General features: G+C 73.4%; 31 protein-coding genes. 12 read left to right on the top strand and 19 right to left on the bottom strand.

The genetic code is table 11. From position 1 onward, the window contains the following. A partial coding sequence (locus ADK67_RS18690) for a GNAT family N-acetyltransferase (protein WP_053717704.1) occupies positions 1–868 on the bottom strand: 868 nt, incomplete at its 3' end. 11 nt (positions 869–879) lie between these two features. Then, positions 880–1,347 (bottom strand): MarR family winged helix-turn-helix transcriptional regulator, encoded by a 468-nt coding sequence (locus tag ADK67_RS18685; protein ID WP_157620561.1) that lies wholly within the window; start codon positions 1,345–1,347, stop codon positions 880–882. A 43-nt stretch (positions 1,348–1,390) separates the two neighbouring features. Between ADK67_RS18685 and pip the strand changes: the two genes are divergently transcribed. Next, positions 1,391–2,347, top strand: coding sequence for a prolyl aminopeptidase (gene pip, locus ADK67_RS18680; protein WP_053717703.1), 957 nt, complete (start codon positions 1,391–1,393; stop codon positions 2,345–2,347). Positions 2,348–2,395: 48 nt separating this feature from the next. Here the strand turns inward: pip and ADK67_RS18675 are convergent, their stop codons facing one another. The 3 genes from ADK67_RS18675 to ADK67_RS18665 are packed head-to-tail and all read right to left on the bottom strand — an operon-like array spanning position 2,396 to position 4,461. Next, positions 2,396–3,001: a class I SAM-dependent methyltransferase gene (locus tag ADK67_RS18675; RefSeq protein ID WP_053717702.1), complete on the bottom strand. Its 606-nt coding sequence runs from the start codon at positions 2,999–3,001 to the stop codon at positions 2,396–2,398. A 60-nt stretch (positions 3,002–3,061) separates the two neighbouring features. Next, entirely contained in the window at positions 3,062–3,775 is a 714-nt protein-coding gene (locus ADK67_RS18670) for an SDR family oxidoreductase (protein ID WP_053717701.1), read from the bottom strand. Further along, positions 3,763–4,461: an alpha/beta fold hydrolase gene (locus ADK67_RS18665; RefSeq protein WP_053717700.1), complete on the bottom strand. Its 699-nt coding sequence runs from the start codon at positions 4,459–4,461 to the stop codon at positions 3,763–3,765. Before ADK67_RS18665 ends, ADK67_RS18670 begins: the two co-directional genes overlap by 13 nt. 143 nt (positions 4,462–4,604) lie before the next feature. On the opposite strand from ADK67_RS18665, the gene ADK67_RS18660 reads away from it, so the two are divergent. After that, the gene (locus ADK67_RS18660; protein WP_053717699.1) at positions 4,605–5,492 is read left to right on the top strand and encodes a sucrase ferredoxin; all 888 of its coding nucleotides are present in this window, start codon (positions 4,605–4,607) and stop codon (positions 5,490–5,492) included. Here the strand turns inward: ADK67_RS18660 and ADK67_RS18655 are convergent. After that, positions 5,397–6,071: a TetR/AcrR family transcriptional regulator gene (locus ADK67_RS18655; protein WP_053717698.1), complete on the bottom strand. Its 675-nt coding sequence runs from the start codon at positions 6,069–6,071 to the stop codon at positions 5,397–5,399. The two genes, ADK67_RS18660 and ADK67_RS18655, sit on opposite strands and share 96 nt — an antisense overlap. Before the next feature lie 198 nt (positions 6,072–6,269). Here ADK67_RS18655 and ADK67_RS18650 point away from each other — a divergent pair, with 198 nt between their 5' ends. Then, positions 6,270–6,782 (top strand): CGNR zinc finger domain-containing protein, encoded by a 513-nt coding sequence (locus tag ADK67_RS18650; RefSeq protein WP_053717697.1) that lies wholly within the window; start codon positions 6,270–6,272, stop codon positions 6,780–6,782. Between the two features lie 160 nt (positions 6,783–6,942). Here ADK67_RS18650 and ADK67_RS18645 read toward each other — a convergent pair whose 3' ends face one another. Further along, the gene (locus ADK67_RS18645) at positions 6,943–7,827 is read right to left on the bottom strand and encodes a pentapeptide repeat-containing protein (protein ID WP_053717696.1); all 885 of its coding nucleotides are present in this window, start codon (positions 7,825–7,827) and stop codon (positions 6,943–6,945) included. A 100-nt stretch (positions 7,828–7,927) separates the two neighbouring features. Between ADK67_RS18645 and ADK67_RS18640 the strand changes: the two genes are divergently transcribed. Together ADK67_RS18640 and ADK67_RS18635 are read left to right on the top strand one after the other, a co-directional pair. Continuing rightward, positions 7,928–8,302, top strand: a complete 375-nt coding sequence (locus tag ADK67_RS18640) for a DUF1707 SHOCT-like domain-containing protein (RefSeq protein ID WP_053717695.1) — start codon at positions 7,928–7,930, stop codon at positions 8,300–8,302. Between the two features lie 36 nt (positions 8,303–8,338). Next, the gene (locus ADK67_RS18635) at positions 8,339–9,718 is read left to right on the top strand and encodes an amidase family protein (RefSeq protein WP_053717694.1); all 1,380 of its coding nucleotides are present in this window, start codon (positions 8,339–8,341) and stop codon (positions 9,716–9,718) included. A 76-nt stretch (positions 9,719–9,794) separates the two neighbouring features. Here the strand turns inward: ADK67_RS18635 and ADK67_RS18630 are convergent, their stop codons facing one another. From ADK67_RS18630 to ADK67_RS18590, 9 genes are all read right to left on the bottom strand, one after another. Further along, positions 9,795–10,769, bottom strand: coding sequence for a hypothetical protein (locus ADK67_RS18630; RefSeq protein ID WP_157620559.1), 975 nt, complete (start codon positions 10,767–10,769; stop codon positions 9,795–9,797). Positions 10,770–10,914: 145 nt separating this feature from the next. Then, complete coding sequence (locus ADK67_RS18625) at positions 10,915–12,081, bottom strand: SPFH domain-containing protein (RefSeq protein WP_231648250.1); 1,167 nt, start codon at positions 12,079–12,081, stop codon at positions 10,915–10,917. Between the two features lie 70 nt (positions 12,082–12,151). Beyond that, positions 12,152–12,577 (bottom strand): NfeD family protein, encoded by a 426-nt coding sequence (locus tag ADK67_RS18620; protein WP_053717692.1) that lies wholly within the window; start codon positions 12,575–12,577, stop codon positions 12,152–12,154. 40 nt (positions 12,578–12,617) lie between these two features. Continuing rightward, complete coding sequence (locus tag ADK67_RS18615) at positions 12,618–13,424, bottom strand: DUF3097 domain-containing protein (RefSeq protein WP_053717691.1); 807 nt, start codon at positions 13,422–13,424, stop codon at positions 12,618–12,620. A gap of 38 nt (positions 13,425–13,462) precedes the next feature. Beyond that, entirely contained in the window at positions 13,463–13,972 is a 510-nt protein-coding gene (locus tag ADK67_RS18610) for an aminoglycoside phosphotransferase family protein (RefSeq protein WP_053717690.1), read from the bottom strand. A 15-nt stretch (positions 13,973–13,987) separates the two neighbouring features. Further along, positions 13,988–14,206 (bottom strand): hypothetical protein, encoded by a 219-nt coding sequence (locus tag ADK67_RS18605; RefSeq protein WP_157620557.1) that lies wholly within the window; start codon positions 14,204–14,206, stop codon positions 13,988–13,990. Between the two features lie 20 nt (positions 14,207–14,226). Then, positions 14,227–14,700, bottom strand: coding sequence for a GNAT family N-acetyltransferase (locus ADK67_RS18600; protein WP_053717688.1), 474 nt, complete (start codon positions 14,698–14,700; stop codon positions 14,227–14,229). A gap of 77 nt (positions 14,701–14,777) precedes the next feature. Next, a complete protein-coding gene (locus ADK67_RS18595) occupies positions 14,778–15,572 on the bottom strand; it encodes an SCO1664 family protein (RefSeq protein ID WP_053717687.1) in 795 nt (264 codons plus the stop codon). Between the two features lie 8 nt (positions 15,573–15,580). After that, the gene (locus ADK67_RS18590) at positions 15,581–16,147 is read right to left on the bottom strand and encodes a DUF3090 domain-containing protein (protein ID WP_053717686.1); all 567 of its coding nucleotides are present in this window, start codon (positions 16,145–16,147) and stop codon (positions 15,581–15,583) included. Positions 16,148–16,275: 128 nt separating this feature from the next. Here ADK67_RS18590 and ADK67_RS18585 point away from each other — a divergent pair, with 128 nt between their 5' ends. After that, complete coding sequence (locus ADK67_RS18585; protein WP_053717685.1) at positions 16,276–18,201, top strand: prolyl oligopeptidase family serine peptidase; 1,926 nt, start codon at positions 16,276–16,278, stop codon at positions 18,199–18,201. Continuing rightward, positions 18,198–19,067 carry a S66 peptidase family protein gene (locus tag ADK67_RS18580; protein WP_053717684.1) on the top strand — a complete coding sequence of 290 codons (870 nt, stop codon included), beginning with the start codon at positions 18,198–18,200 and terminating at the stop codon, positions 19,065–19,067. The genes ADK67_RS18585 and ADK67_RS18580 overlap by 4 nt, the downstream gene beginning before the upstream one ends. A gap of 65 nt (positions 19,068–19,132) precedes the next feature. Here ADK67_RS18580 and ADK67_RS18575 read toward each other — a convergent pair whose 3' ends face one another. Together ADK67_RS18575 and ADK67_RS18570 are read right to left on the bottom strand one after the other, a co-directional pair. Continuing rightward, positions 19,133–20,755 carry an outer membrane protein assembly factor BamB family protein gene (locus ADK67_RS18575; RefSeq protein WP_053717683.1) on the bottom strand — a complete coding sequence of 541 codons (1,623 nt, stop codon included), beginning with the start codon at positions 20,753–20,755 and terminating at the stop codon, positions 19,133–19,135. A 378-nt stretch (positions 20,756–21,133) separates the two neighbouring features. Next, on the bottom strand, positions 21,134–21,703 hold the full coding sequence (locus tag ADK67_RS18570; RefSeq protein WP_053717682.1) for a hypothetical protein: 570 nt from the start codon (positions 21,701–21,703) through the stop codon (positions 21,134–21,136). A gap of 114 nt (positions 21,704–21,817) precedes the next feature. Here ADK67_RS18570 and ADK67_RS18565 point away from each other — a divergent pair, with 114 nt between their 5' ends. Both ADK67_RS18565 and ADK67_RS18560 read left to right on the top strand, forming a co-directional pair. Further along, positions 21,818–22,252: an Hsp20/alpha crystallin family protein gene (locus ADK67_RS18565; RefSeq protein ID WP_053717681.1), complete on the top strand. Its 435-nt coding sequence runs from the start codon at positions 21,818–21,820 to the stop codon at positions 22,250–22,252. 247 nt (positions 22,253–22,499) lie between these two features. Next, positions 22,500–23,024 carry a DUF6886 family protein gene (locus tag ADK67_RS18560; RefSeq protein ID WP_053717680.1) on the top strand — a complete coding sequence of 175 codons (525 nt, stop codon included), beginning with the start codon at positions 22,500–22,502 and terminating at the stop codon, positions 23,022–23,024. Positions 23,025–23,267: 243 nt separating this feature from the next. Here the strand turns inward: ADK67_RS18560 and ADK67_RS52610 are convergent, their stop codons facing one another. Next, positions 23,268–23,447: a hypothetical protein gene (locus ADK67_RS52610; RefSeq protein ID WP_053717679.1), complete on the bottom strand. Its 180-nt coding sequence runs from the start codon at positions 23,445–23,447 to the stop codon at positions 23,268–23,270. Between the two features lie 188 nt (positions 23,448–23,635). Here ADK67_RS52610 and ADK67_RS18550 point away from each other — a divergent pair, with 188 nt between their 5' ends. The 3 genes from ADK67_RS18550 to ADK67_RS18540 are packed head-to-tail and all read left to right on the top strand — an operon-like array spanning position 23,636 to position 26,492. Beyond that, complete coding sequence (locus ADK67_RS18550) at positions 23,636–24,277, top strand: HAD family hydrolase (RefSeq protein WP_063797640.1); 642 nt, start codon at positions 23,636–23,638, stop codon at positions 24,275–24,277. Continuing rightward, positions 24,274–25,281: a phosphotransferase family protein gene (locus tag ADK67_RS18545; protein WP_053717678.1), complete on the top strand. Its 1,008-nt coding sequence runs from the start codon at positions 24,274–24,276 to the stop codon at positions 25,279–25,281. Before ADK67_RS18550 ends, ADK67_RS18545 begins: the two co-directional genes overlap by 4 nt. Next, positions 25,281–26,492: an acyl-CoA dehydrogenase family protein gene (locus ADK67_RS18540; RefSeq protein WP_053717677.1), complete on the top strand. Its 1,212-nt coding sequence runs from the start codon at positions 25,281–25,283 to the stop codon at positions 26,490–26,492. The genes ADK67_RS18545 and ADK67_RS18540 overlap by 1 nt, the downstream gene beginning before the upstream one ends. Position 26,493 lies beyond the last annotated feature (1 nt).

Below are 26,493 nucleotides of genomic sequence, written 5' to 3'. Positions count from 1 at the left end.
CGGCGGCCATGGGTGCGTTGGCGAGGTCGGTGGTGGCGGTGACGCGGTCGGCTCCGGCGGCGGCGTGGAAGGCGGTGATGTGGGCGAGGAGGTCGTGGATGTGGCCGTGGCCGCGGTGTTCGGGGAGGACGCCGAGGTAGCCGACGTTGCGGTTGTTCGGGGTGGCGGAGGGGATGGTGAGGCCGACGAGGGTGCCGTCGGTGGTGTGGGCGAGGCGCCACCAGTCGCGTTCGCCGGGGCAGTCGCGGTAGAAGGCGAGGGTGTCGCGGGCCTGGTCGGTGGGGTCGGTGGTGGTGAGGGCGCGGCGGGTGTGGTGGTCGAGGGTGTCGACGGCGATGCGGCGCAGGACGTCGAGGATGACGTGGTCGTCGGGTTCGGGGGTGAAGGTGAGGCGGTCGCTCGGGGTGGGGGCGCCGTGGTCGGGGGTCCACTGGTACTGGAGTCGTTCGACGTGGTCGGTGAGGCCGGCGTGGTGGGCGGCGGTGGTGCGCCAGGTGACGGCGGCGGTGGTGGCGGGGTCGTCGCGCCAGGTTCCGGGGAGGCCGATGACGTATTGGGGTCGGTGGCCGAGTGCGTCGTGGCCCGCGGTGAGGAGGCGGGTGGCGAGGGTGGCGCGGTCGTCGTCGGTGCCGGTGGTGACGTGGAGGCAGTCGAGGGCGAGGGGGTGGGTGCTGTCGGTGCGGCCCCACCAGAGGGCGCGGGCGACGATGTGGTCGTCGTGTTCGGCGATCCAGGTCCACTCGGGGCGGTACTGGTGGCGGGCGTGGTCGCGGTGGTAGCGGTCGGCGTCGATGTGGGCGACGGGGTCGGTGACGGTGAAGTGGGCGATGCGGTGGTGGTCGGCGGGGGTGGCGGCGCGGATGATCACGCGAGCGATTCTCACATCCGGTCGTGGATGCGGTCGCGCATGGGCTTCTCCCCCAGTGCCCGGAGGGTGGCGTCGACGAGGGCGGTGAGGGGGTAGGGCAGGTCGGCGTCGAGGTCGCGGGCGGCGGCGGTGGTGGCGGTCCACTCGGCGTCGAGGGTGGGGAGGAGGGCGCGGGCGTGGTCGGTGAGGTGGACGATGCGCCTGCGGGCGTCGTCGCCGGGTTTGAGGTCGACGAGGCCGTCGCGGCGCATCTGGTTGACGGTCTGGCTGACGGCGGAGTGGGTGACGCCGATGGTGTCGGCGAGGTCGCGGATGGACAGCGGTCCCCTGGTGTGGACGAGGCGGATGACCGGGGTGTAGCGGGGGCGGAAGTCCGGTAGGCCGAGGTCGGTGTAGACGCGGGCGACGTCGCCTTCGAGGAGGTCGAGGAGGTGGCGGAGTCGGGTGCCGAGGTATTCGCCGGCGGGTGCGTGGTCCACTCCCCTAATGTAACAGCGCTGTTGTATCTGTGAGGAGGGGTGGATGTACCCGGAGATCGAGCCGTACGAGCACGGGATGTTGGACGTCGGCGACGGCAACCTCGTGTACTGGGAGGTGTGCGGCAACCCGGAGGGCAAGCCGGTGGTGTGCCTGCACGGCGGGCCGGGCACGGGCTGCTCCCCCGGCATGCGGCGGCAGTTCGACCCGGAGGCCTACCGGATCGTGCTGCTGGACCAGCGTGGCAGCGGGCGCAGTCGGCCGCACGCGAGCGAGTACTCGACGGACCTGTCGGTGAACACGACGGCGCACCTGGTGGCCGACGTCGAGCGGCTGCGCGAGCACCTGGGCATCGAGCGGTGGATGGTGTTCGGCGGGTCGTGGGGTTCGACGCTCGGCCTGCGGTACGCGCAGTTGTTCCCGCACCGGGTGACGGACATCGTGCTGGTCGCGATCACGTCGGGCCGGCACGCCGAGCTGGACTGGCTCTACCACGGGCTGGGCATGCTGTTCCCGGAGCAGTGGTCGAGGTTCCGGGACGGCGCGGGCGAGGGCGCCACGGACCTGGTGGCGGCCTACCACGCGTTGCTCAACGACCCGGATCCGGCGGTGCGGGAGAAGGCGGCGACGGACTGGACGGACTGGGAGGCCTCGATCGTGTCGCTGGAGCCCGACCACAAGCGGGGGGAGCGGATGGAGGACCCGGCGTGGCGGATGGCGTTCGCGCGGCTGTGCGCGCACTACTTCAGCCACAAGGTCTGGTTGGAGGACGGGCAGGTGCTGCGGGACGTGGAGCGGTTGCACGGCATCCCGGCGATCCTGGTGCACGGTCGGCTGGACCTGCAGGGCCCGTTGTGGACGGCGTGGGAGCTGGCCCGGTCGTGGCCGGACGCGGAGCTGGTGGTGGTGCAGCGCGCGTCGCACGCGCTGTCGGATCCGGGGATGGCGGACGCGGTGCTGGCCGCGACGGACCGGTTCGCGCGTCAGGGCGTCGGCAGCTGATGGTGCGCCGGCCCGTGGACGCGGTGGTGGCGGGCGGGCCGCAGGGATTCAGGGCCGCCAGACGGTGGTCGTCCTGACCGTGACGCCTTCCAGGTTCCGGGGAACCGGCACCGGGAAGGCGTCGACCCGCGTCCAGCCCGCAGGCATGAAGGACCGCTGCGGGTCGCCGACCAGCACCAGGGCGCCGCGGCGGTGCGCGGCGAGCAGGAACGGCTCCACCCGGGCGGCCATGTCCCGGTCGTAGAACACGTCGCCGGCCAGCAGCACGTCGGTGTCGGGTTCGGTGTCGAGCAGGTCGCCGGGCGTGATCGTCACGGTCACGTCGTTGGCGCGGGCGTTGAGCCCGATCGCCGCCACCGCGACGGGGTCGATGTCGTTGGCCGTGACCCGGCCGCCCGCGCGGGCCGCCGCGACCGCGACCAGGCCGGAGCCCGACGCCAGGTCCAGCACCCGGCGGCCCGCGACGAGTTCGGGGTGGTCGAGCACGTGCCGGGCCAGCGCCTGGCCGCCCGCCCACGGGAACGCCCAGAACGGCGGTTCCGGCGAGCCGGTGCGCTCCCACAGCGCGATCACGTCGTCCGCCGTGCGCAGCACGATGTCGGGCGTCAACGGCACCGGTCGCGCGCTCGTGACCGAGCGGACGAAGTCCTCCACGCCGCGACAGTAGTACCGACGCTCGTCACGCTCGCCCTGCCTCGGGCACACGCCCGGGGCTCACAGCCCTCCGGCGACCCGCAGCACCGCGCCGGTCGTGAACGACGCCGCGTCGCCCAACAGCCACGCCACCGCCTCCGCGATCTCCGCCGGCTCGCCGGGCCGGCCCAGCGGGATCGCCGACGCCACCCGGTCGGGCCGGTCGGGCACCCCGGACAGCTCGTGGATCGCCGTGCGGACCGTGCCCGCCGCGACCGCGTTCACCCGGATCCCCCGCGGGCCCAGCTCCTTGGCCAACCCCACCGTCATGGCGTCGACCGCGGCCTTGCTCGCCGCGTAGTGCACGTACTCGCCGGGTGACCCGGTCGTGGCCGCCGCCGACGACACCGACACGATCGACCCGCCCGCCACCAGGTCCCGCGCCGCCCGCCGCGCGCACAGCAACGCCCCCACCACGTTGACGTCGACCACCCGGCGCAGGTCCTCGGTCCGCGTCTCCGCCAGCGGGCCGACCGGGCTGGTGATCCCGGCGTTGATCACCACCCCCGTCACCTGCCCCAGCGCCGCGGCGGCGTCGAACAGGGCGTCGACGTCCGCCTCGTCGGACACCTCCGCCCGCACCGCGACGCCGCCCACCTCGCGCGCCAGCGCCTCCGCCTCCGCCGCGGCGGCCCGGTAGCCGATCACCACCCGGTGCCCGTCGGCGGCCACCCGCCGCACCACGGCCGCGCCGATGCCCCGGCTGCCGCCCGTCACCACGATCAGGCCAGCCACGCGGTCACCTCCACGTCCACCACGTCCTGCGCCGTCACCAGCATGTGCGCCAACCCCGGCACGTCCACCAGTCGCGCGTCCGGCGCCGCCGCGCACAACGCCGCCTGCACCGGCCGGAACGCCGGGTACTCCTGCTCGCCCCGCACCACCAGCAGCGGCACGTCCAGCTCGGCCGCCCGCGGGAGCACGTCCCACGGCTCCACCGCCGCCCGTGCGGCGTCCGTCCACGTGTAGGAGTCGAGGGCGCCCATCGCGATCGACGCCTCCACCACCGCCTCCACCCGCACGGCCGGGTTCACCACCGCCACCCGCCGCACCGGCACCACGCGCCGCACCGCCGTCGTCAACGAGATGTGCCCGCCCGCCGAACCGCCCACCAGGTCCACCGGGCCGTCGTCGCACCCGAACTGCTCCCGCGCCGCCGCGACCAGCGCGGGCATCGCGGCCACGGCCGCCGCCACCATCGGCACGTACCCGCCGACCACCGGATCGGGGCCCTCGCCCCACGCGGGCAGCGCCGCGTACAGCCGCCACGCGTCCACCCCCGTCAACGGCAGCGCCTCGGCCATCGCCTCCGGCGTCCCCGGCTCGCCCAACAGGTGCCACACGACCACCAACCGCCGACCGCCCGCCGCCGGCGGCGCCGCCACGAACCGCACACCCGCCGCCTCACCCGTGATCATCATGACCCCGAACCTACGTCCCCACCGGCCCGGACGGCGTCCACCCGCCGCGAACACCGCCCACGCACAGCGACCACAAGCCGCCCGAACGCGTGAATCCGCACCCCGGTGTCACTCGAACGGTCGCGCCAGGGCACCCTGAGGACGTGACCGAGCCGCGTTGCGCCGCGATCTCCGCGGACCTCGAGGAACCCCAGGCGGGCACCGCCGCGACCGCCGCCGCCTGGATCTGCCTCGAACAACCCGGGCCCTGGGGACGCGACGCCCTCACCCAGAGCAGGCTCGACCCCGCGCTCGGCGCCGAACTCGCCCGCCGCGCCGCCGACACCGGTGTCCGCGTCCTGCTCATCCGCCGCCCCGGACGCCACGCCGACACCCACCACGACGCGCCCCGCCGCGTCTACCTCGCCGCCACCACCCCCGGCCGGCCGTGGCTGGAACGGACCGACCTCGCCGACCCCGCCGCCCTGCTCGACCTCGACTTCGCCGCCCTCGCCGCAGGCGTTCCCGCCGGCCTCGGCGAACCCGTCACCGGGCCGCTGCTGCTGGTGTGCGCCAACAGCCGCCGCGACGTGTGCTGCGCCCTGCGCGGCCGTCCCCTCGCCGAAGCCCTCGCCGCCACCCGGCCCGACACCGTCTGGGAGTGCACCCACACCGGCGGCCACCGCTTCGCGCCCACCGGCGTGCTGCTGCCCACCGGCTACACCTACGGCCGCCTCGACACCGACTTCGCCGCCCGGCTGCTCGACCACGCCGACCGCGGCCACGTCGTCACCGACCGCTGCCGGGGCCGCTCCACCCACGCGCCGCACGGCCAGGTCGCCGAACTCGCCGTCCGCGACCTCACCGGCGAACACCGCGACGTGCTCACCGTGCACGGCGACACCGTCCACCACGCCGACGGCAGCGCCTGGCACGTCACCGTCGAACCCCGCGACCTACCGGCCGCCCGGCCCGCCAGTTGCGGCGCGGCCCCCACCCCGGCCACCGGACTCGTCGCCACCGCCGTGCGCCGGCTCGTCCCCGTCGGCTGACCTGCCCGGCACCGCCGCCCGGAACAGCCCCAACCCCACCGCGTACGCGTCGTCCAGGCCCACCGCCCGCAACGCCTCCGCCGGCAACGCCAGCAACGACACCGCCACACCCAGGAAGTACGCGTCCAACAACCCCGCGTCCCGCGCCGTGCTCGGCAACCCCGCCGCCGCGTGCAGGCCCGCGCCCGCCCGCGCGTTCGACACCGCCATCCGACCCAACGCCGCCCGCACCCCCGGCCGGCGCACCGCCTCCAGGTACAGCTCCACCATCGCCAACAGCTGCGTCGGGTCGTCCGCCACCGCGCGCCGCAGCAACGCCGGGTACAGCTCCGCCACCTCCGCCGGCGAGATCCCGTCCGGCGTCGTCTCCCGCAACCGGCGCACCGCCGCCGCGTGCAACGCCGTCATCCGGTCCGCCGCCGCGCCCAGCAACGCGTCCCGCGACGGGAAGTAGTTCTTCGTCGTGCCCTCCGGCACGCCCGCCGCCCGGTCCACCGCGCGGTGCGTCAGACCACGACCGCCCTCCGCCGCCAACACCGAGATCGCACAGTCGCACAGCAGGTCCCGACGGCTCGTCACGGGGACGGGACACTAGCCGATCGTGGCCGGCCCGCCGTCGCCACCACCCGACCCGCCTCCACCACCAACCACACCCCGCACACGCACCGCACGTAGTCCACCGCGCCGTGCGACGAAACCGGGTACACACGCTCGGCACTGGGCCACCCGCAACAAGGGCATCTGGTGTTCACCCCACCAGCGTGATGTCATGGTTCAGTGCATTTCAACCCTTACGGCGGCGCGGCAGCGGAACTCGCCGCCGCCCTGGTCAACGCCGACCCCCGCAGCACCGCCGCCGACCTGCTCGACCTGCTGCGCGAGCACGGCTACAAACCCCTCGGCGACCTCGACGACGACCAGGCCCGCGAACTCACCGCCTGGGCCGCCCGGCTCTCACCCGTCTTCGACCACACCCCCGAGCAGATCGCGCTGGTCAACGACCTGCTCGCCGAAGCCGCCGCCAAGCCCTACATCTCCACCCACGACGACCGACCACCCCACCTGCACTACGCCCCCGAACACGCGCCCACACCGCAGCGCGTCCGCGCCTTCACCGCCGCCGGCCTCGCCAACGCCGTCTGCGACGACCCCGGCCGCCTCGGCCGCTGCGCACGCCCCGGCTGCCACACCGTCTACGTCGACACCTCCCGCAACGGCCGCCGCCGCTTCTGCACCACCCGCTGCGCCAACCGCGTCCACGTCGCCGACCACCGCACGCGCACCGCCTGACCCACCCGCCACCGCACGACCGGCCGGCCCACCGCGAGGCTGCCCGCCCGAGCGCGCCCGGCGGACTCCACCCGACCGGCCCACCTCGTGGCCGGCCCGCGCGTCCCCGCGAACCGGCCGCACCCCGTCGACACGACCGGCGCGGTTCCCGTCGGCGCGGTCAGTGCATGACGCGGCGACCGAAACGGGCGTTGCCGAACTCCGCCGCCTCGCCGATCAACGCCGACCCCACGTCCGTCCGACCGCGGAACCACGCGTGCCGGAACCACGCGTCCTGGTGGAACACCACGTCACCGAACAACGCCCGACCGCCGAACCTCACGTGCCGGAAATCCGCCCGACCCGACACCTCGGCCCGCCGCAGGTCCGCCCGACCCGACACCTTCGCCCGCGCGAACACCAGCTGGTCGGCCACCTGCGCCGCCCGCAACGACACGTTCCCGGCGAACACCGCCAACCCGAACGACACCGACCGCGCGAACAACGCGTCGGTGAACACCGCGTGCCGCAGGAACCGGGCGCCCGCGAAGTTCGCGTCACCCGTCACCGTCATCGCCTCGAACCGCGCGTCACCCAGGAACACCGCGCCCATCAGGTCCACCCGGTTCACCCGGCACCCCGACAGGTCGAAGTCCACCAGGATCGCCCCCGGCGCCACCACGTCCATCCCCGGCCAGAAATCCGCGCCCGGCCGCAGGTGCGACACCAGCTCCCGCTGCACCGCCGTGCGCCACGGCGCGTCCAACCCCAGGCTCACCCCGCCGCGCAACGCCGCCAACCACGACGTCACCACCGCCTGCCGCCGCCGCGGCACCTGCCGGCCGATCTCGGCCAACAGCAGCAACCCCTCCTCCTCACCGGCCCGGAACAGCCGGTTCGCCTCACGCCACACCGACACCGGAGCCGGGGCCGCACCCGCGTCCGGCCCCACCCGCCGCCGCGCGTGCTCGTCCAACAACGTCTCCGAACGCGACGCGCGCGCATGGCGCACGCCAATCCAGACGATGACCAACGCCACCGCCAACGGCACCAGCCACGACGACATACCCCCGATCATGCCCGTCCCGCGTACGTCGACGGACGTACTTCCCGTCACCGCTTCGTGGCCGACGCCGAGACGCTCGCCCACACGGAGCATCGAAGGCATGGAACCGACCAGCACCCCGGCCCACCGCGCCTCCGACACCGACCGCGAGCACACCGCCGCCCGGCTGCGCGACGCCGTCGGCGAAGGCCGCCTCACCCTCGCCGAAGCCGACGAGCGCATCGCCGCCGCCTACGCCGCCGTCCACCACCACGACCTCGCCGCCCTCACCGCCGACCTGCCCGCGCCGCCACCACCGGCCACCCCGCCCGCGCGACACCGGCCACCCGTGCTGCCGATCGTGCTGCTGGTGCTCGCCGTCGCCTGGATCGCCTCACCCCTGCCGTTCCCGTGGCCGCTGCTGCTCATCGCGCTGCTCGTGCACCGCGGCCTGCGACACCGCCGGCGGCACGACCCGATCACCCCGGCGGCCTGATCCACCCACGCCCGTGCCTGCCCTAGAGTCCGCCTTATGGACCTGACCGACGCGTGCTTCGCGGGCGCCGCCCGACAGGCCGAACTGCTGCGATCCGGCGCGCTCACCTCACGCGCCCTCGTCGCCGAGTGCCTGCGCCGCATCGACCGGCACGACCGGAGCCTCAACGCGTTCCGGCTCGTGTTCACCGACCGCGCCCTCGCCGACGCCGACCACGCCGACGCCCGCCTCGCCCGCGGCGAGGACGCGCCCCTGCTCGGCGTGCCCGTCGCGGTCAAGGAAGACCTCGCCATCGCCGGCCTGCCCACCACCAAGGGCACCGCCGCCGTCGACACCACCGCGCCCGCCGACTCCGAGATCGTCCGCCGCCTGCGCGACGCCGGCGCCGTCATCGTCGGCCGCACCCGCATGCCCGAACTCGGCCTGTGGCCCTACACCGAGTCCACCTGGGCCGGCGCCACCCGCAACCCCTGGTCGGCCGACCACTCGCCCGGCGGGTCCAGCGGCGGATCGGCCGCCGCCGTCGCCGCCGGTCTCGTCGGCGCCGCCATCGGCACCGACGGCGCGGGCTCGATCCGCATCCCGGCGGCCTGCACCGGCCTGTTCGGCCTCAAACCGCAACGCGACCACGTGCCCCTCACCCCCGACCGCGACGTCTGGGACGGCCTGGTCGCCGCCGGACCCATCACCCGCCACGTCGCCGACGCCGCCCTGCTCCTCGACGTCCTCGCGCCCGGCGGCGACCACACCGCCGCCGTCACCGCCACCCGGACCCTGCGCGTCGCCGTGTCCCTGCGCACCTGGGGCCGCGGCATCCCCGTCGACCCCGAAGTCCGCGACGCCGTCCTCGACACCGCCGGCCTGCTCGCCGACCTCGGCCACGACGTCACCCGCGTCGACCCCGACAACCTGCACGACGTCGCCGGACCCGCCGTCCTCGCCGCCCGCTACCTGCACAGCGCCGCCACCACCGAGCGGGCCCTGGACCGACCCGACCGGCTCGACGCCCGCACCCGCGCCGTCGCCGCCCTCGGCCGCTCCCTGCCCGCGCCCGCCGTGCGCGCCGCCCTCGCCCAGACCGCGAAGCTGACCGAGCACGCCAACCGGCTCTTCGACGACCACGACCTGCTGCTCACCCCCGTGCTCACCCGGCCGCCGCTGCGCGTCGGCGAGTGGAACCGCCGACCCACCCTCGCCGCACTGCTCGCCGCCGCCCGCATGACCACGTTCCTGCCCCTGTGGAACATCACCGGCAACCCCGCCGCCGCCGTCCCCGCCGGCCACACCCGCACCGGCCTGCCCCTGGCCGTGCACCTCGTCGCCACCACCGGCGACGAACGCACCATCCTCACCGCCGCGGGCCAACTCGAACGCGCCCGCCCCTGGACCGACCGCCGCCCACCCGCCTACCCCTGACCCCGCGCGCCCCACCTCCGCAACGCGCGTGTCCTACGTTCGGAACGACCGTGTCCTACGGTCGGAACGCGTGAATTCAACGCTCGGAACGCTCCCGCAGCTCCAGTTCCGCCCGCAACCGCCGCAACCACTCCGGCACCGGGCCACCCGACACCGCGGCCGACTCCGCCTCCACCACCTGCCGCAGCACGTCGTCCGCACCCCACGCCACCTGCCCGAGCACCTCCTCGCGCACCGACGGCCACGCACCCGACGCCGACGCCACCGCCCGCAACCGCGCGTAGGACTCCCACGTCGGGTGCGCCAGGAACGCCCGCCGCCGCAACCCCACCGCCCGCCGCACCCACCCCGCGCGCAGGCACTCGTCCACACCCAGGTCCACCAGCCGGGTCGCCGCGCCACGACCGCCCGTCGCCACCAGACCCCGCTCCACCCACGCCACCGCCTCCGCCGACCGGCCCGCGTCCCGCAACACCGTCGCCACCTGCAGGTAGTGCCACCCCGACGACAGGTCCCGCGACAGCACCAACACCTGCAGGTCCACGTCACCGGTGTGCTCGGCCAACTCCTCCATCACCCGCAGCAACGCCCACCGCTCCCGGTCGTACCGCCCGGTCTCCCCGAACCCGATCACCGGCAACCGCTCGAACCGCGCCACCGCCTCAGCCCGGTAGCGCTCCAGCCCGTCCTCGCCCAACGCCGACGCGTACGCCGCCAACCGCACCTCCGGCGGCTCGGCGAACCCCGTCTGCAACCACAACAACCACGCCGCCAACTCCCGACCGTCCACGGCCGGCTCGCCCGCGCACGCCACCGCGTGCAGGTCCAACACCCGGTCCACCAACCCGGCCAACGCCGCCCGCTGCGCACCGCCCTGCGTCGCGCCCACCAGCACCTCGGCCAACTCCCGCGCCACCACCCGCGCGCCCGGCCCACCCCGCACCAACGCCGACAGCTCCGCCACCACCGACGCCAACTCGTCCCACCGCACCGACCACGGCACGTCCACACGGGCCAGCGCGGCCGCCGCACGACCCGGTAAAGCGTCCACCGCGACATCCAACCGCACACCGACCCGCCCCACGAGCCCCCGCCCGGACGCCCGCCGACGCGATCACCCGCCCCGACCACGCGAAAGGGGCGCCGGCGACCACCGCCGACGCCCCACCACTGCGTCCAAGATCACCAACCGGGCGTCACTCGTGCAGCGAACGCGGCGGCTCCGACTCCCCGCCGCCCACCTCACGCGCCACCGGCCCCGACCCCAACGTGCCGCGCTCCACCCCGCGCTCGACCGGGCTGTGCTCCAACGGACCCGGCACCTCCTTGCGCGCCACCGCCTCCGCCGCCCGCACCGCCTCGGCCACCGCCGGGTCCGGCGCCGTGTCGAACCAGTCCGCCACCGACGGGTCGTCCTCCTCCGGCGCCGACGACACCGGCTTCTCGTAGGCGGGCGGCTCGTAGCGGAACACGCCGTCCTCGCCCGGCGCGCCCAGCATCTTCGCGAAACCCTCCAGCGCCTTGCCGTAGTCCGACGGCACCAGCCACACCTTGTTCGCGTCGCCCTGCGCCATCTGCGGCAACGTCTGCAGGTACTGGTAGGCCAGCACCTCCGGCGTCGGCCTGCCCGCCTTGATCGCCGCGAACACCTTCTCGATCGCCTTCGCCTGACCCTGCGCCTGCAGGTACCGGGCCGCCCGCTCGCCCTGCGCCCGCAGGATCGCCGCCTGCCGCTCGGCCTCCGCGGTCAGGATCGCCGCCTGCTTCGCGCCCTCCGCCGACAGGATCTGCGCCTGCTTCTGACCCTCCGCGGACTTGATCGCCGCTTCCCGCTGGCCCTCCGCGTTGAGGATCATCGCGCGCTTCTCCCGGTCCGCGCGCATCTGCTTCTCCATCGAGTCCCGGATCGACGGCGGCGGGTCGACCGCCTTCAACTCCACCCGCGCCACCCGGATGCCCCACCGGCCCGTCGCCTCGTCCAGCACACCGCGCAACTGGTTGTTGATCTGGTCACGGGAGGTCAGCGTCTCCTCCAGGCTCATCCCGCCCACCAGGTTGCGCAGCGTCGTGGTCGCCAGCTGCTCCACACCCACGATGTAGTTCGAGATCTCGTACACCGCCGCCCGCGGATCGGTCACCTGGAAGTAGACGACGGTGTCGATCGACACCGTCAGGTTGTCCCGGGTGATCACCGGCTGCGGCGGGAACGACACCACCTGCTCGCGCAGGTCGATCCGCGCCCGCACCCGGTCGAAGAACGGCACCAGGATGTTCAACCCCGGCGCGGCGGTCGTGCGGTACCGGCCCAGCCGCTCGATCACCGCGGCCGTGGCCTGCGGGATCACCAGCACCGACTTCACCATGACTATCAGCACGAACAGCACCAGGACCGCGATGACGATCAGCGTGGTGGTCAACTCTCCCAGCCTCCACTCAGGCCCCGGACAGCACCACTGCGGTCGCGCCCGAGATCTCGACAACAGTGACTTCGGCGCCGGGCTCGATGGTCTCGTGGTCCAACGACCGCGCCGACCACACGTCGCCGCCGATCCGCACCCTACCGCCGTGCCCGTCCACAGTGGACACGACGACGGCGGTGCTGCCCACCAGGGCCTCGACGCCCGACTTGTGGCCCTGCCCCAGCGCCATGCGGCGCCTGATCGCGGGCCGCGCGCCCACCACCAGCCCCAGCGACACCAGGCCGAACACGATCCCGCTGACCACCACGTCCCCGCCCAACGCGGACGCGCCCGCCGCGCCGAACGCGGCCAGACCCAGCATGACCAGCACGAAGTCGCCCGACAGGAGCTCGGCCGCCACCAGGACGACACCGAGGATCAACCAGATCAGCGCGGCCACCCACCCATCCTCGCACTTCCGGCGGCACGCGGGGCGGGTTTCAGGCGGCCGGCTCCGTCACGAAGTCGATCAACCGCTCCACCGCGCCGATCAACGGCGTCTCCAGGTCCCGGAACCCCGACACCCCCGCCAACACCCGACGCCACCCCTCGTAGGGCTCGCCCCAGCCCAGGGCGGCGCACACACCCTCCTTCCACGGCACGCCCCGCGGCACCACCGGCCACGCCGCGATCCCCACCGACGCCGGCTTCACCGCCTGCCACACGTCCACGTACGGGTGGCCGGTGACCAGCACGTCGTCGTCCCGGATCGCCGACACCAGCCGCGACTCCTTGCTGCCCGCCACCAGGTGGTCCACCAGCACACCCAGCCGCCGACCCGGCCCCGTGCCGAACTCCGCGATCCGGTCGGCCAGCACGTCCACCCCGTCCAGCGGCTCGACCACGACGCCCTCCACGCGCAGGTCGTGCCCCCACACCCGCTCCACCAGCTCCGCGTCGTGCAGGCCCTCCACCCAGATCCGGCTGTCGCGGGCCGTGCGGGCACGCAGCCCCTCGACCTTCACCGACCCCGACGCCGTCCGCGCGGGTGTCGCCGCCGCGGGCGCGGGCCGCACCAACGTCACCGGCTGCCCGTCCACCAGGAACCCCGCCGGGCGCAGCGGGAACAGCCGGTGCCTGCCCTGCCGGTCCTCCAGCACCACCTGCCCGTGCTCGAACCGCACCACCGCGCCGCAGAACCCCGACGCCGGGTCCTCCGCCACCAGCCCGACCTCGGCCACCACCTCGGGCACCGTCCTGCGCTTGCGGCCCGACAGCACGTCGCGGCCGTAGTCGTGTGATCGCACGGCCGGCGACGTTACCGGCCCGCGGCCGCCGCGTGGCGCTACGCCGTGCCGACGACCGACGGGTGATCGGGGAAGAACCCCGCGAACACCTCGCACCACGCCGCCAACCGGTCCCCGTCCACCACCGCCGACCAGCGCTCGATGCCGTCCCGCAGGTCCGGCGAGGCGTAGGCGAAGTCCACCGCGTCGGACGCCGGGTCGCCCACGCACGGCCGCGGGTCGATCGCCACCAGCCCCCGCCCGCCCGCGTCCAGCACGTTGCCGAAGTGCAGGTCGCCGTGCAGCAGCGTCGCCGCCACCCGGTCACGGGCCAGCTCCGCCGCCCGCGCGTGCGCCCGGTCGTGGTCGCCGGGGTGCCGCCGGCGCAGCACGCCGAAGACGAAGTCCACCCGTTCGCTCAACGGCGGGAACCCGTCCCGCGGCGGGATGTGCAGCGCGTTCAGCACCTCGGCCAACCCGGGATCGTCCGACGCCGCGGGGGTGCCCGGCGTCAGGCCCTCCAGCAGCAGCGCGCCCCGCGCGGGATCCGCCGCCAGCACCCGCACCATCCGCGGCGACGGCTCTCACGCACGCAGCGCCGCCAGCTCCTGCGCCGCGATCGCCGGCTCCGGCGTCACCTTCACCACCACCGGCTCGCCGTCACGCGTGCACCACAACGTGTGCGACGTGCCCCCGGAGAACGGCCGCACCACCTCCAGGCCCCAGTCCCGGCACAACCCCGCCACCAGCGCGTCCAGACCGTCAAGCCACGACCGCACACCCAGGCCGAAGCGCCGCGTCATGCGCTCCTCCAACGACCCCATCAGCCGTCCAACCTCAAGATGAACTCCTCCACGTCCTCACCACGCCCCGCGGCGAACCCCACGTCCTCGCCGACCGCCACGAACCCGCACTTCGCCAACACCCGCAGCGACCCCAGGTTGTCCACCGCCGCCCGCGCGAACAGCGGGCGCCGCGGCTCGTCCCGCAGCAACAGCTCCAACGCCGCCGTCGCCAACCCCTTGCCCCAGTGCTCGCGGTCGATCCAGCACGTCACCTCCGGCTCACCGAACCGGGTGAACCTGCCCACGTGGCCGACCACCTCGCCGTCGAACACCACCGTCCGCGCCACCACCGAGTCGTCGGCCAGGATCCGCGCCCACCGCACCAGGAACGCCGCCCGGTCCGACGGGTCCGCCGAGGTGAACGCGGCCATCCGCACCGCCTCCGGATCGCGCTGGTGCTCGAAGAACAGCAGCACGTCGGCAGCGGTCACCTCGCGCAGTTCGACGCCCACGCGGCAAGTAGACAACACGCGACCGGGCCGTCAGAAGATCCCCCGACCCCCGTCGGGCGACCGGCCGGGCGGACCGGTCAGAACGCGGGCCAGGGGATCGCCGGCCAGTCGTCGGACGGCGCCGGGTACACCCCCGCCGCCAGCAGCTTCTCCACCCGCTCGGTCAACGCCCGCACCTCCGCGCGCGTCAGGTGCTCGTGCAGCCGCTCCGACAACCCGCCGTCCAGCCGCGACCGCAGCCGACGCAGCGCCTCGACCGCCTCCGCGGCCAGCTCCTCGCCCAACCAACCCCACAACACCGTGCGCAGCTTGTCGTCGCTGTGCAGGCAGATCCCGTGGTCCACCCCGTACACCGCGCCGTCGAGCGCGTGCAGCACGTGACCACCCTTGCGGTCGGCGTTGTTCACCACCACGTCGAACGCCGCCATCAACCGCACCCGCGGGTGGTCGGCGTGCACCAGCACCGCAGGCTCCCCGTACCGGTCGTGCGCCCGCAACACCGAACGCCACCCCGGCCGCACCTCGGCCACCGGCACGATGTCCACCAGGTCGTCGTCCTCGCGGGTCTCCACCCACAACTGCACCATGCCCGACCCGAACGGACCCTCCCGCAGCACCGTCGGCGGCACCACGTGCACCCCCGCCGCCTCCGACACCAGGTACGTGGCCACCTCGCGGCCCGCCAGCGTCCCGTCCGGGAAGTCCCACAACGGCCGCTCGCCGCGCACCGGCTTGTACACGCACTGCGCCGTCACGCCGTCCAGGCTGATCTTGCAGAACAACGTCGCGTTCGACGCGTCCACCAGCCTGCCCTCGACGTCGATGCGGCCACGCCGCAGCAGGTCGAGCACCCCGTCGTCCGCCGGACCCACCGCCGCGCTCAGCCCTCGTCCGAACGACGGTAGCCGTTCTGCCGCGGACAGACGTGCCCCTCGGGGTCGAGCGGCTCGGCGCACAGCGGACACGGCTTGCGGCCCGCCCGCACCACCCGTTCCGCGCGCTCGGCGAACGCCCGCGCCTCCACCGGGCTCAGGAACACCCGCACCGCGTCCGGACCCTCCTCGGTGTCGTCGAGCACCACCGCCTCGTCGACCTCCTCCTCGGTGATCGCGAGCAGTTCGATGACCACCGCGCGGGACTCGGCGTCCCAGCCCAGCCCCATCGTGCCGACCTTGAACTCCTCCTCGACCGGCACCGCCAAGGGTTCGGTGTCCCGGAGGTCCTCGGGGACCAGTTCGGGCACTTCCGCGCCGAACCGCCGGTGCACCTCCTCCAACAGCGAGCCGATGCGCTCGGCGAGTACGGCGACCTGTTGCTTCTCCAGCGCCACGCTGACCAGCCGGGCCTCCTCGGAGGCCTGCAGGTAGAACGTGCGCTCGCCAGGCTGCCCGACTGTGCCGGCGACGAACCGGTCGGGCTGGCGGAATACGTGGATGACCCGTGCCATGACAACGACGACCCTAGGCCACGCGAGCAAGATCGGCAGCCCTGCCCCGTGCTTTTCCACGACTGGCGAACACGACTCCCGGTCGATCGGCGCTGACCGGCCGCCGCGCGCCCGGATAAGGTCGCCGCGTGGTGACGATCGCGCCGTACGGAACGTGGACATCGCCCATCGACGCGGCCGACGCCGCCGCGGCCGGTGGGGGCCTGCACTGGGTCGACCTGCACGACGGTCGTCCCTGGTGGGCCGAGGGACGACCCGCCGAGGGCGGCCGGGTCGCGCTGGTGCGCGACGGCCAGGACCTGCTGCCCCCGCCGTGGAACGCGCGCAACCGCGTCCACGAGTACGGCGGCCGGCCGTGGGTCGTGCTGGACACCCCCGAGGGGACGCGCGTGGCGTTCACCAACTGGGACGACCAGCGCGTCTACCTGTTCGACCCCGACGACCCGCGGCCCGTCCCGCTCAGCCCCGAACCCGAGCGCCGGCACGGCCACCGCTACGCCGACCTCACCGCCGGGCCCGGCCACGCCGAGGTGTGGTGCGTGCGCGAGACCGTGACCGGCGACGCGCGCACCGACGTGCGCCGCGACCTGGTCGCGCTGCCGCTGGACGGCTCACCGCCGCGCGTGCTCGCCGCCAGCCACCACTTCATGACCGGACCCCGGCTCTCGCCCGACGGCCGCCACTACGCGTGGATCGGCTGGGACCACCCCCGCATGCCGTGGGACGGCACCGAGCTGTGCGTCGCCGAGGTCGGCTCCTCCGACTACCGCGTGCTGGCCGGCGGCGAGACCGAGGCCGTGTGCCAGGTCGAGTGGGAGGCATCCGCCGGGGAACCCACGCTGCTGGCGCTGACCGACCCCGACGGCTGGTGGAACCTGTTCCGCATCGGCCTGGACGGCACCCGCACCAACCTCGCGCCCGTCGCCGCGGAGCTGGGCGGGCCGATGTGGCGGCTCGGCAACCGCTGGTTCGCCACCATCGGCCCCGGCCGCCACGCCGTGCTGCGCTCCGGCGCGCTGGCGGTGCTCGACGAGCGCAGCGGCACCGTCACCGACGTCGACGTGGACCTGCCCGTCTGGCACGCGCACCTCGCCGTGCACGACGGCGTGGTCGTCAGCGGCGCCTCCGGACCGCTCGCCGAGTCCGCCGTGGTGTCGCTGGACCTGTCCACCGGCGTCCTCACCGAGCACACGTCCGGCGAGTCGCCGTTGCCGGCCGACTACCTGCCGGTGCCCGAGGAACGCGTGTTCCGCGGGCCGGACGGCGACGTGCCCGCCTACGTCTACCCGCCGCACAACCCCGACTTCGCCGGGCCCGACGACGAGAAACCGCCCTACGTCGTGCACGTCCACGGCGGGCCCACCGGCCGTTCCGCGCCCGTGCTCGACGCCGAGCTGGCCTACCTGACCAGCCGCGGCATCGGCGTGGTCGCGGTCAACTACGGCGGCTCCACCGGCTACGGGCGGGCGTTCCGCGAACGGCTGCGCGAGCAGTGGGGCGTGGTCGACGTCAACGACTGCGCCGCCGTCGCCCAGGCGTTGGCCGACGAGGGCACCGCCGACGGCGACCGGCTCGCCATCCGCGGCGGCAGCGCCGGAGGCTGGACCTCCGCCGCGTCGCTGACCTCGGTGAAGACCTACCGGTGCGGCATGGTCGCGTTCCCCATCCTCGACCTGGCCGGCTGGACCGGCGACGGCGGCGAGACCCACGACTTCGAGTCCCGGTACGTCGAGGGCCTGGTCGGGCCGTGGCCCGCGGCGACCGACCGGTACGCCGAACGGTCGCCGTCGCACCGGGTCGACCGGCTGGCCGGGCCCGTGCTGCTGCTGCAGGGCCTGGAGGACGAGATCTGCCCGCCCGAGCAGGCCGACCGGTTCGCCTCGGCGCTGGACGGCACCGGCATCCCGCACGCCTACCTCACGTTCGAGGGCGAGCAGCACGGGTTCCGCAAGGCCGAGACGATCGTGGCCGCGCTGGAGGCCGAGCTGTCGTTCTACGGGCAGGTGTTCGGCTTCACCCCCGAGGGCGTCGCGGTGCTGGAGCTGCGCCGGTGACGTCCTCCGGGTCTCCTTTGTTGCGGGCGGGTGACCGGGTCGTCGTGGTCAGCCCGGCCGGACCGTGCGCGGCCGGGCTCCTCGACGCCGGCGTCGCGTGGCTGCGCAAGTGGGGCCTGGACGTGCGGGTCGACGACCACGCCCTGGACACCCACCCGACGCTGGACTACCTCGCCGGCCACGACACCGACCGCGCCCGTGCGCTCGAACAGGCCTGGCTCGACCCGGCCGTGGTCGGGGTGCTGTGCGCCCGCGGCGGCTACGGCAGCCTGCGCATGGTGGACCTGGTCGACTGGACCGCCGTCGCCGCGGCGGCTTCCGGACGCCGGAAGGTCTTCGTCGGCTCCAGCGACACCACCGTGCTGCACGAGCGGTTCTGGGCGCACGGCGTGCCCACCTGGTTCGGGCCGATGGTCGGCACCAGGGCGTTCGTGGAGGACGCCGACGCCCGCGAACGGCTCCGCGCCGCCCTGTTCACCGGCGTGTCGTCCTACCGCGGGGTCGGCATGGCGCCCGGCGTCGCCCGGGGCGTCGCCGTCGGCGGCAACCTCAGCCTCCTCGACGCGCCACCGCCCGCCGGCGCGATCGTGCTGCTCGAGGACGTCAACGAAGAGCCCTACCGGCTCGACCGGATGCTCACCGACCTGCTGCGGTCCGGGTGGTTCGACCGCGTCGCCGGGCTCGTCCTCGGCTCGTGGACGGGCTGCGGCGACCCCGCGGCCGTGCTCGCCGACCGGCTCGGCGGCCTCGGCGTGCCGATCGTCGCCGACGCCCCGTTCGGGCACTGTGACGGCCAGCTCACCGTGCCGCTCGGCGTGCCGGTCGAGATCGACGGCGGCACCGGGGTGGTCACCATCGTCGGCTGACCACCCCGGCGCCACCGGTCACGGGGTCCGACCGTCACGGGGTCCGACCGTCACAGAGCCGACCGTCACAGGCCGAACGCGAGCAGCACGTCACCGCCGTCCGGGTTCGGGTAGTCCGGCGCGTAACCCGCCTGCACGTACACCATCCCGTCGGCCACGACCGCGCCACCACCGCCACCGGAGATCGTGCCGCCACGCCCCGGCAGGCCGTTGACGCCGGTGAAGTCCCGGATCGTGTCGTAGGTCCACAGCACCCGGCCGTCCCGCGCCGAGTACGCCCGCAGCTTGCCGTCGTTGCCTCCCTCCCACACCAGGCCCGGACTGCTCGTCACCGCCGGGCCGTGACCCAGCGAGCAGATCTCCGGGTGCGCGGCGGCGCCACCGGTCGTGCAGCCGTCCGCCGGGTTCGGCGTCTTCCACAGCACGCGGCCCGTGGCCGGGTCCACCGCGAACACCGTGCCCGGATCGGCGAAGTACGTCGCGATGTAGAGCCGGTGCCCGTCGTAGCTCGTGCCCCACTGGATGCCCGAGATGCCGCCGCTGGGCAACGGCACACCCAGCTGCCGACGCCACACCACCTCCCCGGTCCTCGCGTCGAACACGTGGTAGACGCCCAACTTCTGCCCCACCCCGACCAGCTCCCGCCCGCCCGCGGTGAACAGGTTCGGCGTCGCGCCGATGTCGTAGTCCAACGCCGTGCCGTCCTTCAGCCCCGGGCAGTAGCCCTCCGGTTCGGGGCTGTTGCACAACCCGCGCCACGTGTCGGCCTTCGTGACCTGGTTGCGCCACTTCACCGCGCCCGTGCGGTGGTCCAGCGCCAGCAACGTGTCGAAATCGCCGGCGCTGCCCGTGTAGTTCTGACCGGTGCCGACGTACACGGTGCCGCTGCGCGCGTCGACCACCGGCGAGCTCCACACCCCTGCCCCGGACGGCTCGTACCGGGTCGCGCCACTGGGCCACGTCCCCACCGCCTGCGGCTCGGGCACCGTGTAGTGCCGCCACACCAGCTCGCCCGTGCGGGCGTCGAGGGCGTCGATGTGACCGCGGAACGTGCAGCACGGGTAGTTCGGGTCGTCCGTCCCGTCCGGGCTGGTGGCCGCGTTCTCACCGCTCGACGTGCCGACGTACACCTTCCCGTCGTGCACGATCGGTGAACTGGTCACCGTCGCCGCCGGGTGCGCGTCGACCTGCTTCGCCCACACCACCCGACCCGTGACCTGGTCCAGCGAGTAGACGAAGCCGCGCACATCGCCGAAGTACACCCGCCCGCCCGACACCGACGGGCTGTCCCACGGGATCGCCGGCCGGGCGCCCGGAGCGATCCCGGACAGGTCCGTCGTCCACACCTCCGCGCCGGTCTCCGCGTCCCGCGCGTGGAACCTCCCATCCGGCCCGCCGAAGAACGCCACCCCGCCGACCACGGCAGGCTGGCTCCGCACCGGAGCCTCCGATTTCGGGAAGGCGAACGCCCACTTCACCTTCAACTTCGACACGGTGCGCGGCGTGATCCGCCACTCCGCCGCCGCGTACCGCGACCCGGCCGAGTCCTTCGACCACGTCGCCCAATCACCCGCCCAGCCACCCGGCCGGTCGGGCCGCCCCGGCGAGGCCGCCGTGACCCCGGCACCCAGCGACACCACCGACGCGGCCACCGCCACCAACGCCACTACCCGTTCAGAGATCGGCATTTCCATCCCCCTGCCACTGTGGAAAGCCTCTCCACCGTGACAGCGGGAACCGATCACCACGAGCGACGAAAGGACCGAATCCCCTCGGGAGAAGGTTGACCCCGACCAAGCCGATCGGTTGACCCCGACCCGCCCCGAGAAGGACTACCCTCCGCCACCGACACAACGGCAGCCCCGCTCAAGCCAACCTCCACCACTTCGGCAATCGGTCTGGTCGTTCGGTTAGGTCGGGCCCGACCTACCGCAGCGTCCCGGTGGGCGGTCCGGGCGCTGCCGTTGTCAACCGAACGCCAGCGCCCGCCAGTGCGTGTCGCTGTTTGCCGCTTGTCGCTTACCGCTCGTCGGTGGTGATGAGCGGTTGTCGGTCGTCGGTGGTTGTCAGTGGTTGTCGCGCAGCATCTGGTTGTCCCGCAGCGTCTGGGTGTCGCGTCGCACCTCCTCCGCTCGGTCGCCGACGGCCTGGATCTCCTGGGCCAACTCCGGGTGGCTGGCCCGCATCCTGCTCAGCGCCGCCAGCAACGGCTCCAGCAGCGCCACGGCGTCGTCCTCCGCCAGCGCCTCGCGCACGACGACGTCCATCCGGCCGACCTGACCGGCCAGGCTGCGCAGCGACGCGGCGTTGTCGCGCGCCCACTGCGACACCGCCCGGTCAGCCGCGCGCTTGTCCCGTTCGGCACGGACCCGACCCTCGGCGGTAGCGCCCAGTTCCGACGGGCGCAGCCGCAGGTACCGGCGCTCCGCCGCCTGTCTGCTGGCCACTCCCAGCGCGGGAGCCAGCTCGGCCCAGCTCGTGCCCAGCTCACGCGCCGCGGCGATCAGCTGCGGTTCCCAACCGGCCAGCTCGTCGCGCAGTCGCCGCAGGAGGACCAGCGCGGACAGCACCTGCCCCGCACTGAGGTCTTCCCCGGTTGCCGCCGCCCGGACGGTCTCGTAGTCTCCGATCGCCATGACGTCAACTTACCGACGACATTCGCTCTTGTCAACCACATGACGACGTGGTACAACTGAATCGGCAGCGCAATCACCAGCGCATTGACCAGACCAAACCAGGAGGTGTTCCCGATGTTGATGCGCACGGACCCGTTCCGGGAGCTGGACCGGCTGGCGCAGCAGTTCTTCAGCGGACCGGGCACGTGGTCGCGGCCCACGCCCATGCCGATGGACGCCTACCGCGCCAACGACCAGTTCGTGGTGGAGTTCGACCTGCCCGGAGTCACCCCGGACGCCATCGACCTCGACGTCGAGCGCAACGTGCTCACGGTGAAGGCCGAGCGTCGCCCCAACCGCACCGACGACGTCGAGATGCAGCTGTCCGAGCGTCCTCTGGGCGTCTTCTCGCGCCAGCTGTTCCTCGGTGACTCGCTCGACGTCGACCGGATCAAGGCCGACTACGACTCCGGCGTGCTGACGCTGCGCATCCCGATCGCGGAGAAGGCCAAGCCGCGCAAGATCACCATCGGCCAGACCGACGGCGCACCGAAGGAGATCAACGCCTGACAATTCCACGCCGTCGGCTACCGGATGTGCACCGGGTCTGCGGCAGGTAGGCCCGGTGCACATCGCCCACCGCCCGAGCGGCACTCGCCCACTGGCCCGGCCGCTGCCCGCGGCCCGGTGTGCGGTGACACCGGCAGATCGCGTCACCGATGCGCAGGTCGGGACCGGACAGTGCAGGCGGTACCGGACGCGGCCTGAGCGGAAATCGGTGGATCGTGCCGGTCGACGTCCGACAGGATCGCCGACCATGCGACCGGCGCCGGGGGAAGTGCTGCACTTCTCCGAAGACCCCACGATCACCCGGTTCGAGCCGCACGTCGCCGCCACGGCCCGACAACCCGAGGCGTACGTGTGGGCGGTGGACCACACACGGACGCCCGACTACTGGTTCCCGCGCCAGTGTCCGCGTGCGATGGCGTGGGTCGAACCGACCACCAGCGCCGAGGACCGGGCGTGGCTGGGTGTCGAGCGGGTTCACGCGATCGAGTTCGGCTGGCTGCGCCGGATGCAGACCGCACGGCTGTACGCCTACCGGTTCGACGCGCGGGCGTTCCGGCCGTTCGGCGAACCGACCAACGCCCACGTGGCCACCGAACCGGTCGAACCGCTCGGCGCGCCCGAGGTGGTCGGCGACCTGCTCGCGTTGCACGAGGACGCCGGCATCGAGCTGCGGCTGATGGCCAACCTGTGGCCGTTCTGGCGACGGGTGGTCGCGAGCACGCTCGGGTTCAGCGGAATCCGCCTGCGCAATGCCCTGCCCGAACCGCCCTGACGATCGACCCGGCGGACGGTCCTCGTGAACGAGGCTGACCAACCGGCGGCTGCGACCACTTCGCATGCCGCGATGTCAGCACCCGCTCGACGTCCGGCGATACCCAACTGCTGCCGTCGGGGTGACGGCCCATCTCGAGGAACCACTCGGACACCTCAGCCGGGTAGACGTCACGCCACGCCTCACGCGCCTGGTCCGGGGTCAGCTCCACGAACTCCACGTCACGCCCGATCGCCTCGCCGATCATCCGCACCGCGTCCCGCCGAAGCACCGGTGCCGGACCGGTCGGCTGGTAGGTCCGACCGGCGTGCCCTCCTCCACCAACGCCTTCACCGCGGCCGCCAGCGACGACGGGCCGGTGAAGTCCCCGGCCACCACCTCGACCCCGGCCGGCAGTCGAGCCGCCGCCGGATCACGCGTCAACGCCCGGACCGACCACCCCCGTCGAGCAGTCGACGCACCACGCATTGCCCGGCGATGCCGGTCGCACCGGTGACCAGAACCGGCATTGCTTCCTCCCGGCAGGCTAAGAAGACACGACTCAAAGCCCTGGTGAGGGTCCTCGGGCGACGAGGGTTGCCGACATACCGACCGGTCGGTACCCTCGCGACGTGGACGAACGGCGCATCGACGCGGTGGTGTTGGACTGGGGTGGCGTGCTCACGGTCTCCGTGCCCGCCTTCATCGAGGACTGGCTGACTTCGGAGAACATCGACCGGGACCGCTACGGCCGGACCATGAAGAGCTGGATGGGCCGTGACGCGGTCCCCGACAACCCGGTGTTCCGACTGGAGACCGGCGAGCTCACGCCCGACGAGTTCGAGGCACTCCTGGCCGCCGAGCTCCTCACCGTCGACGGACGCGAGGTGGCGTCGAAAGGCCTGCTGCGCCGCATGTTCGGCAGCGCCCACCCGGACCCGAAGATGGTCGACCTGGTCCGCGAACTGCGCGCCGACGGCCTGCGGACCGTGCTGCTGTCCAACAGCTGGGGCGAGGGCTATCCCGAGGAGCTGCTGCTGGAGCTGTTCGACACGATCGTGATCAGCGGTCGGATCGGGCTGCGCAAGCCGGACCCGCGCATCTTCCAGCACACTCTGGACCAGATCGGCCTGCCCGCCCACCGGTGCGTGTTCTTCGACGACGCGCCGGTCAACGTCGAAGCGGCGCAGGCGGTCGGCCTGCACGCCCACCGGCACACCGACGCCGACACGACCCGCGCGGTGATCGCCCAGCTCAGGGGAGTCGCCGCATGACCGAACTACCCGGCCTGGACCTCGACCGGCTCGCCGCGCACCTCGGCACCGGCCCGTTGACCGGCGAACTGATCCCCGGCGGACGGTCGAACCTGACCTACCGCGTCACCGACGGCCGGGAGCGCTGGGTGCTGCGCCGCCCGCCGCTGGGCCACGTGCTGGCCACCGCGCACGACATGTCCCGCGAACACCGCGTGATCAAGGCACTCGCCGACACCGCCGTGCCCGTGCCGCGCGTCGAGCTGCTCTGCGAGGACACCGACGTCATCGGCGCGCCGTTCTACCTGATGGAAGAGGTGCCCGGCGTCGCGCTGCGGCACCGCGACCAGTGCCCGTGGCTCACCCCCGACAAGGCGCGCACCCTGTCCGAACGGTTGGTCGACGTGCTCGCCGACCTGCACGCCGTCGACCCGAAGGACGTCGGCCTGACCGACTTCGGCCGGCCGGACGGCTTCCTCAAGCGCCAGGTCGCCCGCTGGGGCAAGCAGCTCGACGCCTCGCGCAGCCGTGAGCTGCCCGGCATCGACGAACTGCGCGACCGGCTCGCCGACAGCGTCCCCGACTCCGCCCGCGCCACGATCGTGCACGGCGACTACCGGCTGGACAACGTCCTGGTCACCGAGGACCCGCTGGACATCAGCGCGGTGCTGGACTGGGAGATGGCCACGCTGGGCGACCCGCTGGCCGACGTCGGCCTGCTGTGCGTGTACTGGAACGGCATCGGCGCGCGCGAGGACGACCCGATCACCGGCACCGTGCCGACGTTGCCCGGTTTCGCCGACACCGACGCGCTGGTGCGCCGCTACGCCGAGCGCAGCGGCGCCGACACCGGCGGTCTGGCCTGGTACACGGCGTTCGCGTACTTCAAGCTCGCCGTGATCCTCGAAGGCATCCACTTCCGCTTCACCCACGGCAAGACCGTGGGAGCGGGGTTCGACCAGATCGGCCAACTCACCCTGCCGCTGGTCCGGCAGGGACTCGCCGCGAGCTCAGGGGAGCACTGATGGACTTCGCCTACGACGCCAAGACCGAGGAACTGCGCGGCACGCTGCTGCGGTTCATGGACGAGTTCGTCTACCCCGCCGAACCGGTCGCCGAACAGCAGTTGGCCGACGCCGAGGACCCGTGGGCGCGTCCGGCGGTGCTGGAGGAGCTGAAGGCCGAGGCGCGCCGGCAGGGTCTGTGGAACCTGTTCCTGCCCGACCCCGACCACGGCGGCGGCCTGACGAACCTGCAGTACGCGCCGCTGGCCGAGATCACCGGCCGCAGCCCGCACCTGGCGCCCGAGGCGCTCAACTGCGCCGCGCCGGACACCGGGAACATGGAGGTGCTGGCGATGTTCGGCACCGAGCAGCAGAAGAAGCAGTGGCTGCGCCCCTTGTTGGACGGCGAGATCCGGTCGGCGTTCTGCATGACCGAGCCGGACGTCGCGTCCTCCGACGCCACCAACATCGCCACCAGCATCACCCGCGACGGCGACGAGTACGTCATCAACGGCCGCAAGTGGTGGTCGTCCGGTGCGATGAACCCCAACTGCGCGATCTTCATCGTGATGGGCAAGACCGACCCCGACGCCGAACGGCACCGTCAGCAGGCGATGATCCTGGTGCCGCGCGACACGCCCGGCGTGCACGTCAAGCGCGGCATGCGCGTGTTCGGCTACACCGACGCCTCGCACGGCGGGCACGCCGAGATCGTCTTCGACAACGTCCGCGTGCCCGCCGACAACCTGATCGCCGGCGAGGGCGAGGGCTTCGCGATCGCCCAGGCCCGCCTCGGCCCCGGCCGCATCCACCACTGCATGCGGCTGATCGGCATCGCGGAACGCGCGCTGGAACTCCTGTGCCGCCGCGCGATTTCCCGCGTCGCGTTCGGCCAGCCGATCGCGCGCCAGGGCGTCGTGCAGGAGTGGATCGCCGAGTCCCGGGTGCGGATCGAGCAGGCCAGGCTGCTGGTGCTCAAGACGGCGTGGCTGATGGACACCGTCGGCAACAAGGGCGCGCACACCGAGATCCAGGCCATCAAGATCGGCACGCCGCTCATGGCGGAGTGGGTGCTGGACAAGGCGATCCAGGCGCACGGCGCCGGCGGCGTGAGCCAGGACTTCCCGCTGGCCGAGCTGTGGGCGGCGGCGCGGACGCTGCGCCTGGCCGACGGCCCCGACGAGGTGCACCGGATGTCGTTGGCGAAGCGGGAGCTCAAGCGGTATTTGTGAC

The organism is Saccharothrix sp. NRRL B-16348, assembly GCF_001280085.1.
In the GTDB taxonomy this organism is placed as follows: Bacteria; Actinomycetota; Actinomycetes; order Mycobacteriales; family Pseudonocardiaceae; genus Actinosynnema.
The sequence above is the reverse complement of the archived record's forward strand: the minus strand, read 5'-3'. Positions and strand labels throughout refer to the sequence as shown.

What these genes read in the sequence shown, in the direction of transcription:
- ADK67_RS18570 (WP_053717682.1), bottom strand. Translation starts at nt 21,703, where the DNA reads ATGGCGATCGGAGACTACGAGACCGTCCGGGCGGCGGCAACCGGGGAA.
- ADK67_RS18625 (WP_231648250.1), bottom strand. Translation starts at nt 12,081, where the DNA reads ATGGTGAAGTCGGTGCTGGTGATCCCGCAGGCCACGGCCGCGGTGATC.
- ADK67_RS18565 (WP_053717681.1), top strand. Translation starts at nt 21,818, where the DNA reads ATGTTGATGCGCACGGACCCGTTCCGGGAGCTGGACCGGCTGGCGCAG.
- ADK67_RS18605 (WP_157620557.1), bottom strand. Translation starts at nt 14,206, where the DNA reads ATGACGCGGCGCTTCGGCCTGGGTGTGCGGTCGTGGCTTGACGGTCTG.
- ADK67_RS18590 (WP_053717686.1), bottom strand. Translation starts at nt 16,147, where the DNA reads ATGGCACGGGTCATCCACGTATTCCGCCAGCCCGACCGGTTCGTCGCC.
- ADK67_RS18575 (WP_053717683.1), bottom strand. Translation starts at nt 20,755, where the DNA reads ATGCCGATCTCTGAACGGGTAGTGGCGTTGGTGGCGGTGGCCGCGTCG.
- ADK67_RS18560 (WP_053717680.1), top strand. Translation starts at nt 22,500, where the DNA reads ATGCGACCGGCGCCGGGGGAAGTGCTGCACTTCTCCGAAGACCCCACG.
- ADK67_RS18635 (WP_053717694.1), top strand. Translation starts at nt 8,339, where the DNA reads ATGGACCTGACCGACGCGTGCTTCGCGGGCGCCGCCCGACAGGCCGAA.
- ADK67_RS18610 (WP_053717690.1), bottom strand. Translation starts at nt 13,972, where the DNA reads ATGGTGCGGGTGCTGGCGGCGGATCCCGCGCGGGGCGCGCTGCTGCTG.
- ADK67_RS18540 (WP_053717677.1), top strand. Translation starts at nt 25,281, where the DNA reads ATGGACTTCGCCTACGACGCCAAGACCGAGGAACTGCGCGGCACGCTG.
- ADK67_RS18545 (WP_053717678.1), top strand. Translation starts at nt 24,274, where the DNA reads ATGACCGAACTACCCGGCCTGGACCTCGACCGGCTCGCCGCGCACCTC.
- ADK67_RS18645 (WP_053717696.1), bottom strand. Translation starts at nt 7,827, where the DNA reads ATGTCGTCGTGGCTGGTGCCGTTGGCGGTGGCGTTGGTCATCGTCTGG.
- ADK67_RS18640 (WP_053717695.1), top strand. Translation starts at nt 7,928, where the DNA reads ATGGAACCGACCAGCACCCCGGCCCACCGCGCCTCCGACACCGACCGC.
- pip (WP_053717703.1), top strand. Translation starts at nt 1,391, where the DNA reads ATGTACCCGGAGATCGAGCCGTACGAGCACGGGATGTTGGACGTCGGC.
- ADK67_RS18665 (WP_053717700.1), bottom strand. Translation starts at nt 4,461, where the DNA reads ATGATGATCACGGGTGAGGCGGCGGGTGTGCGGTTCGTGGCGGCGCCG.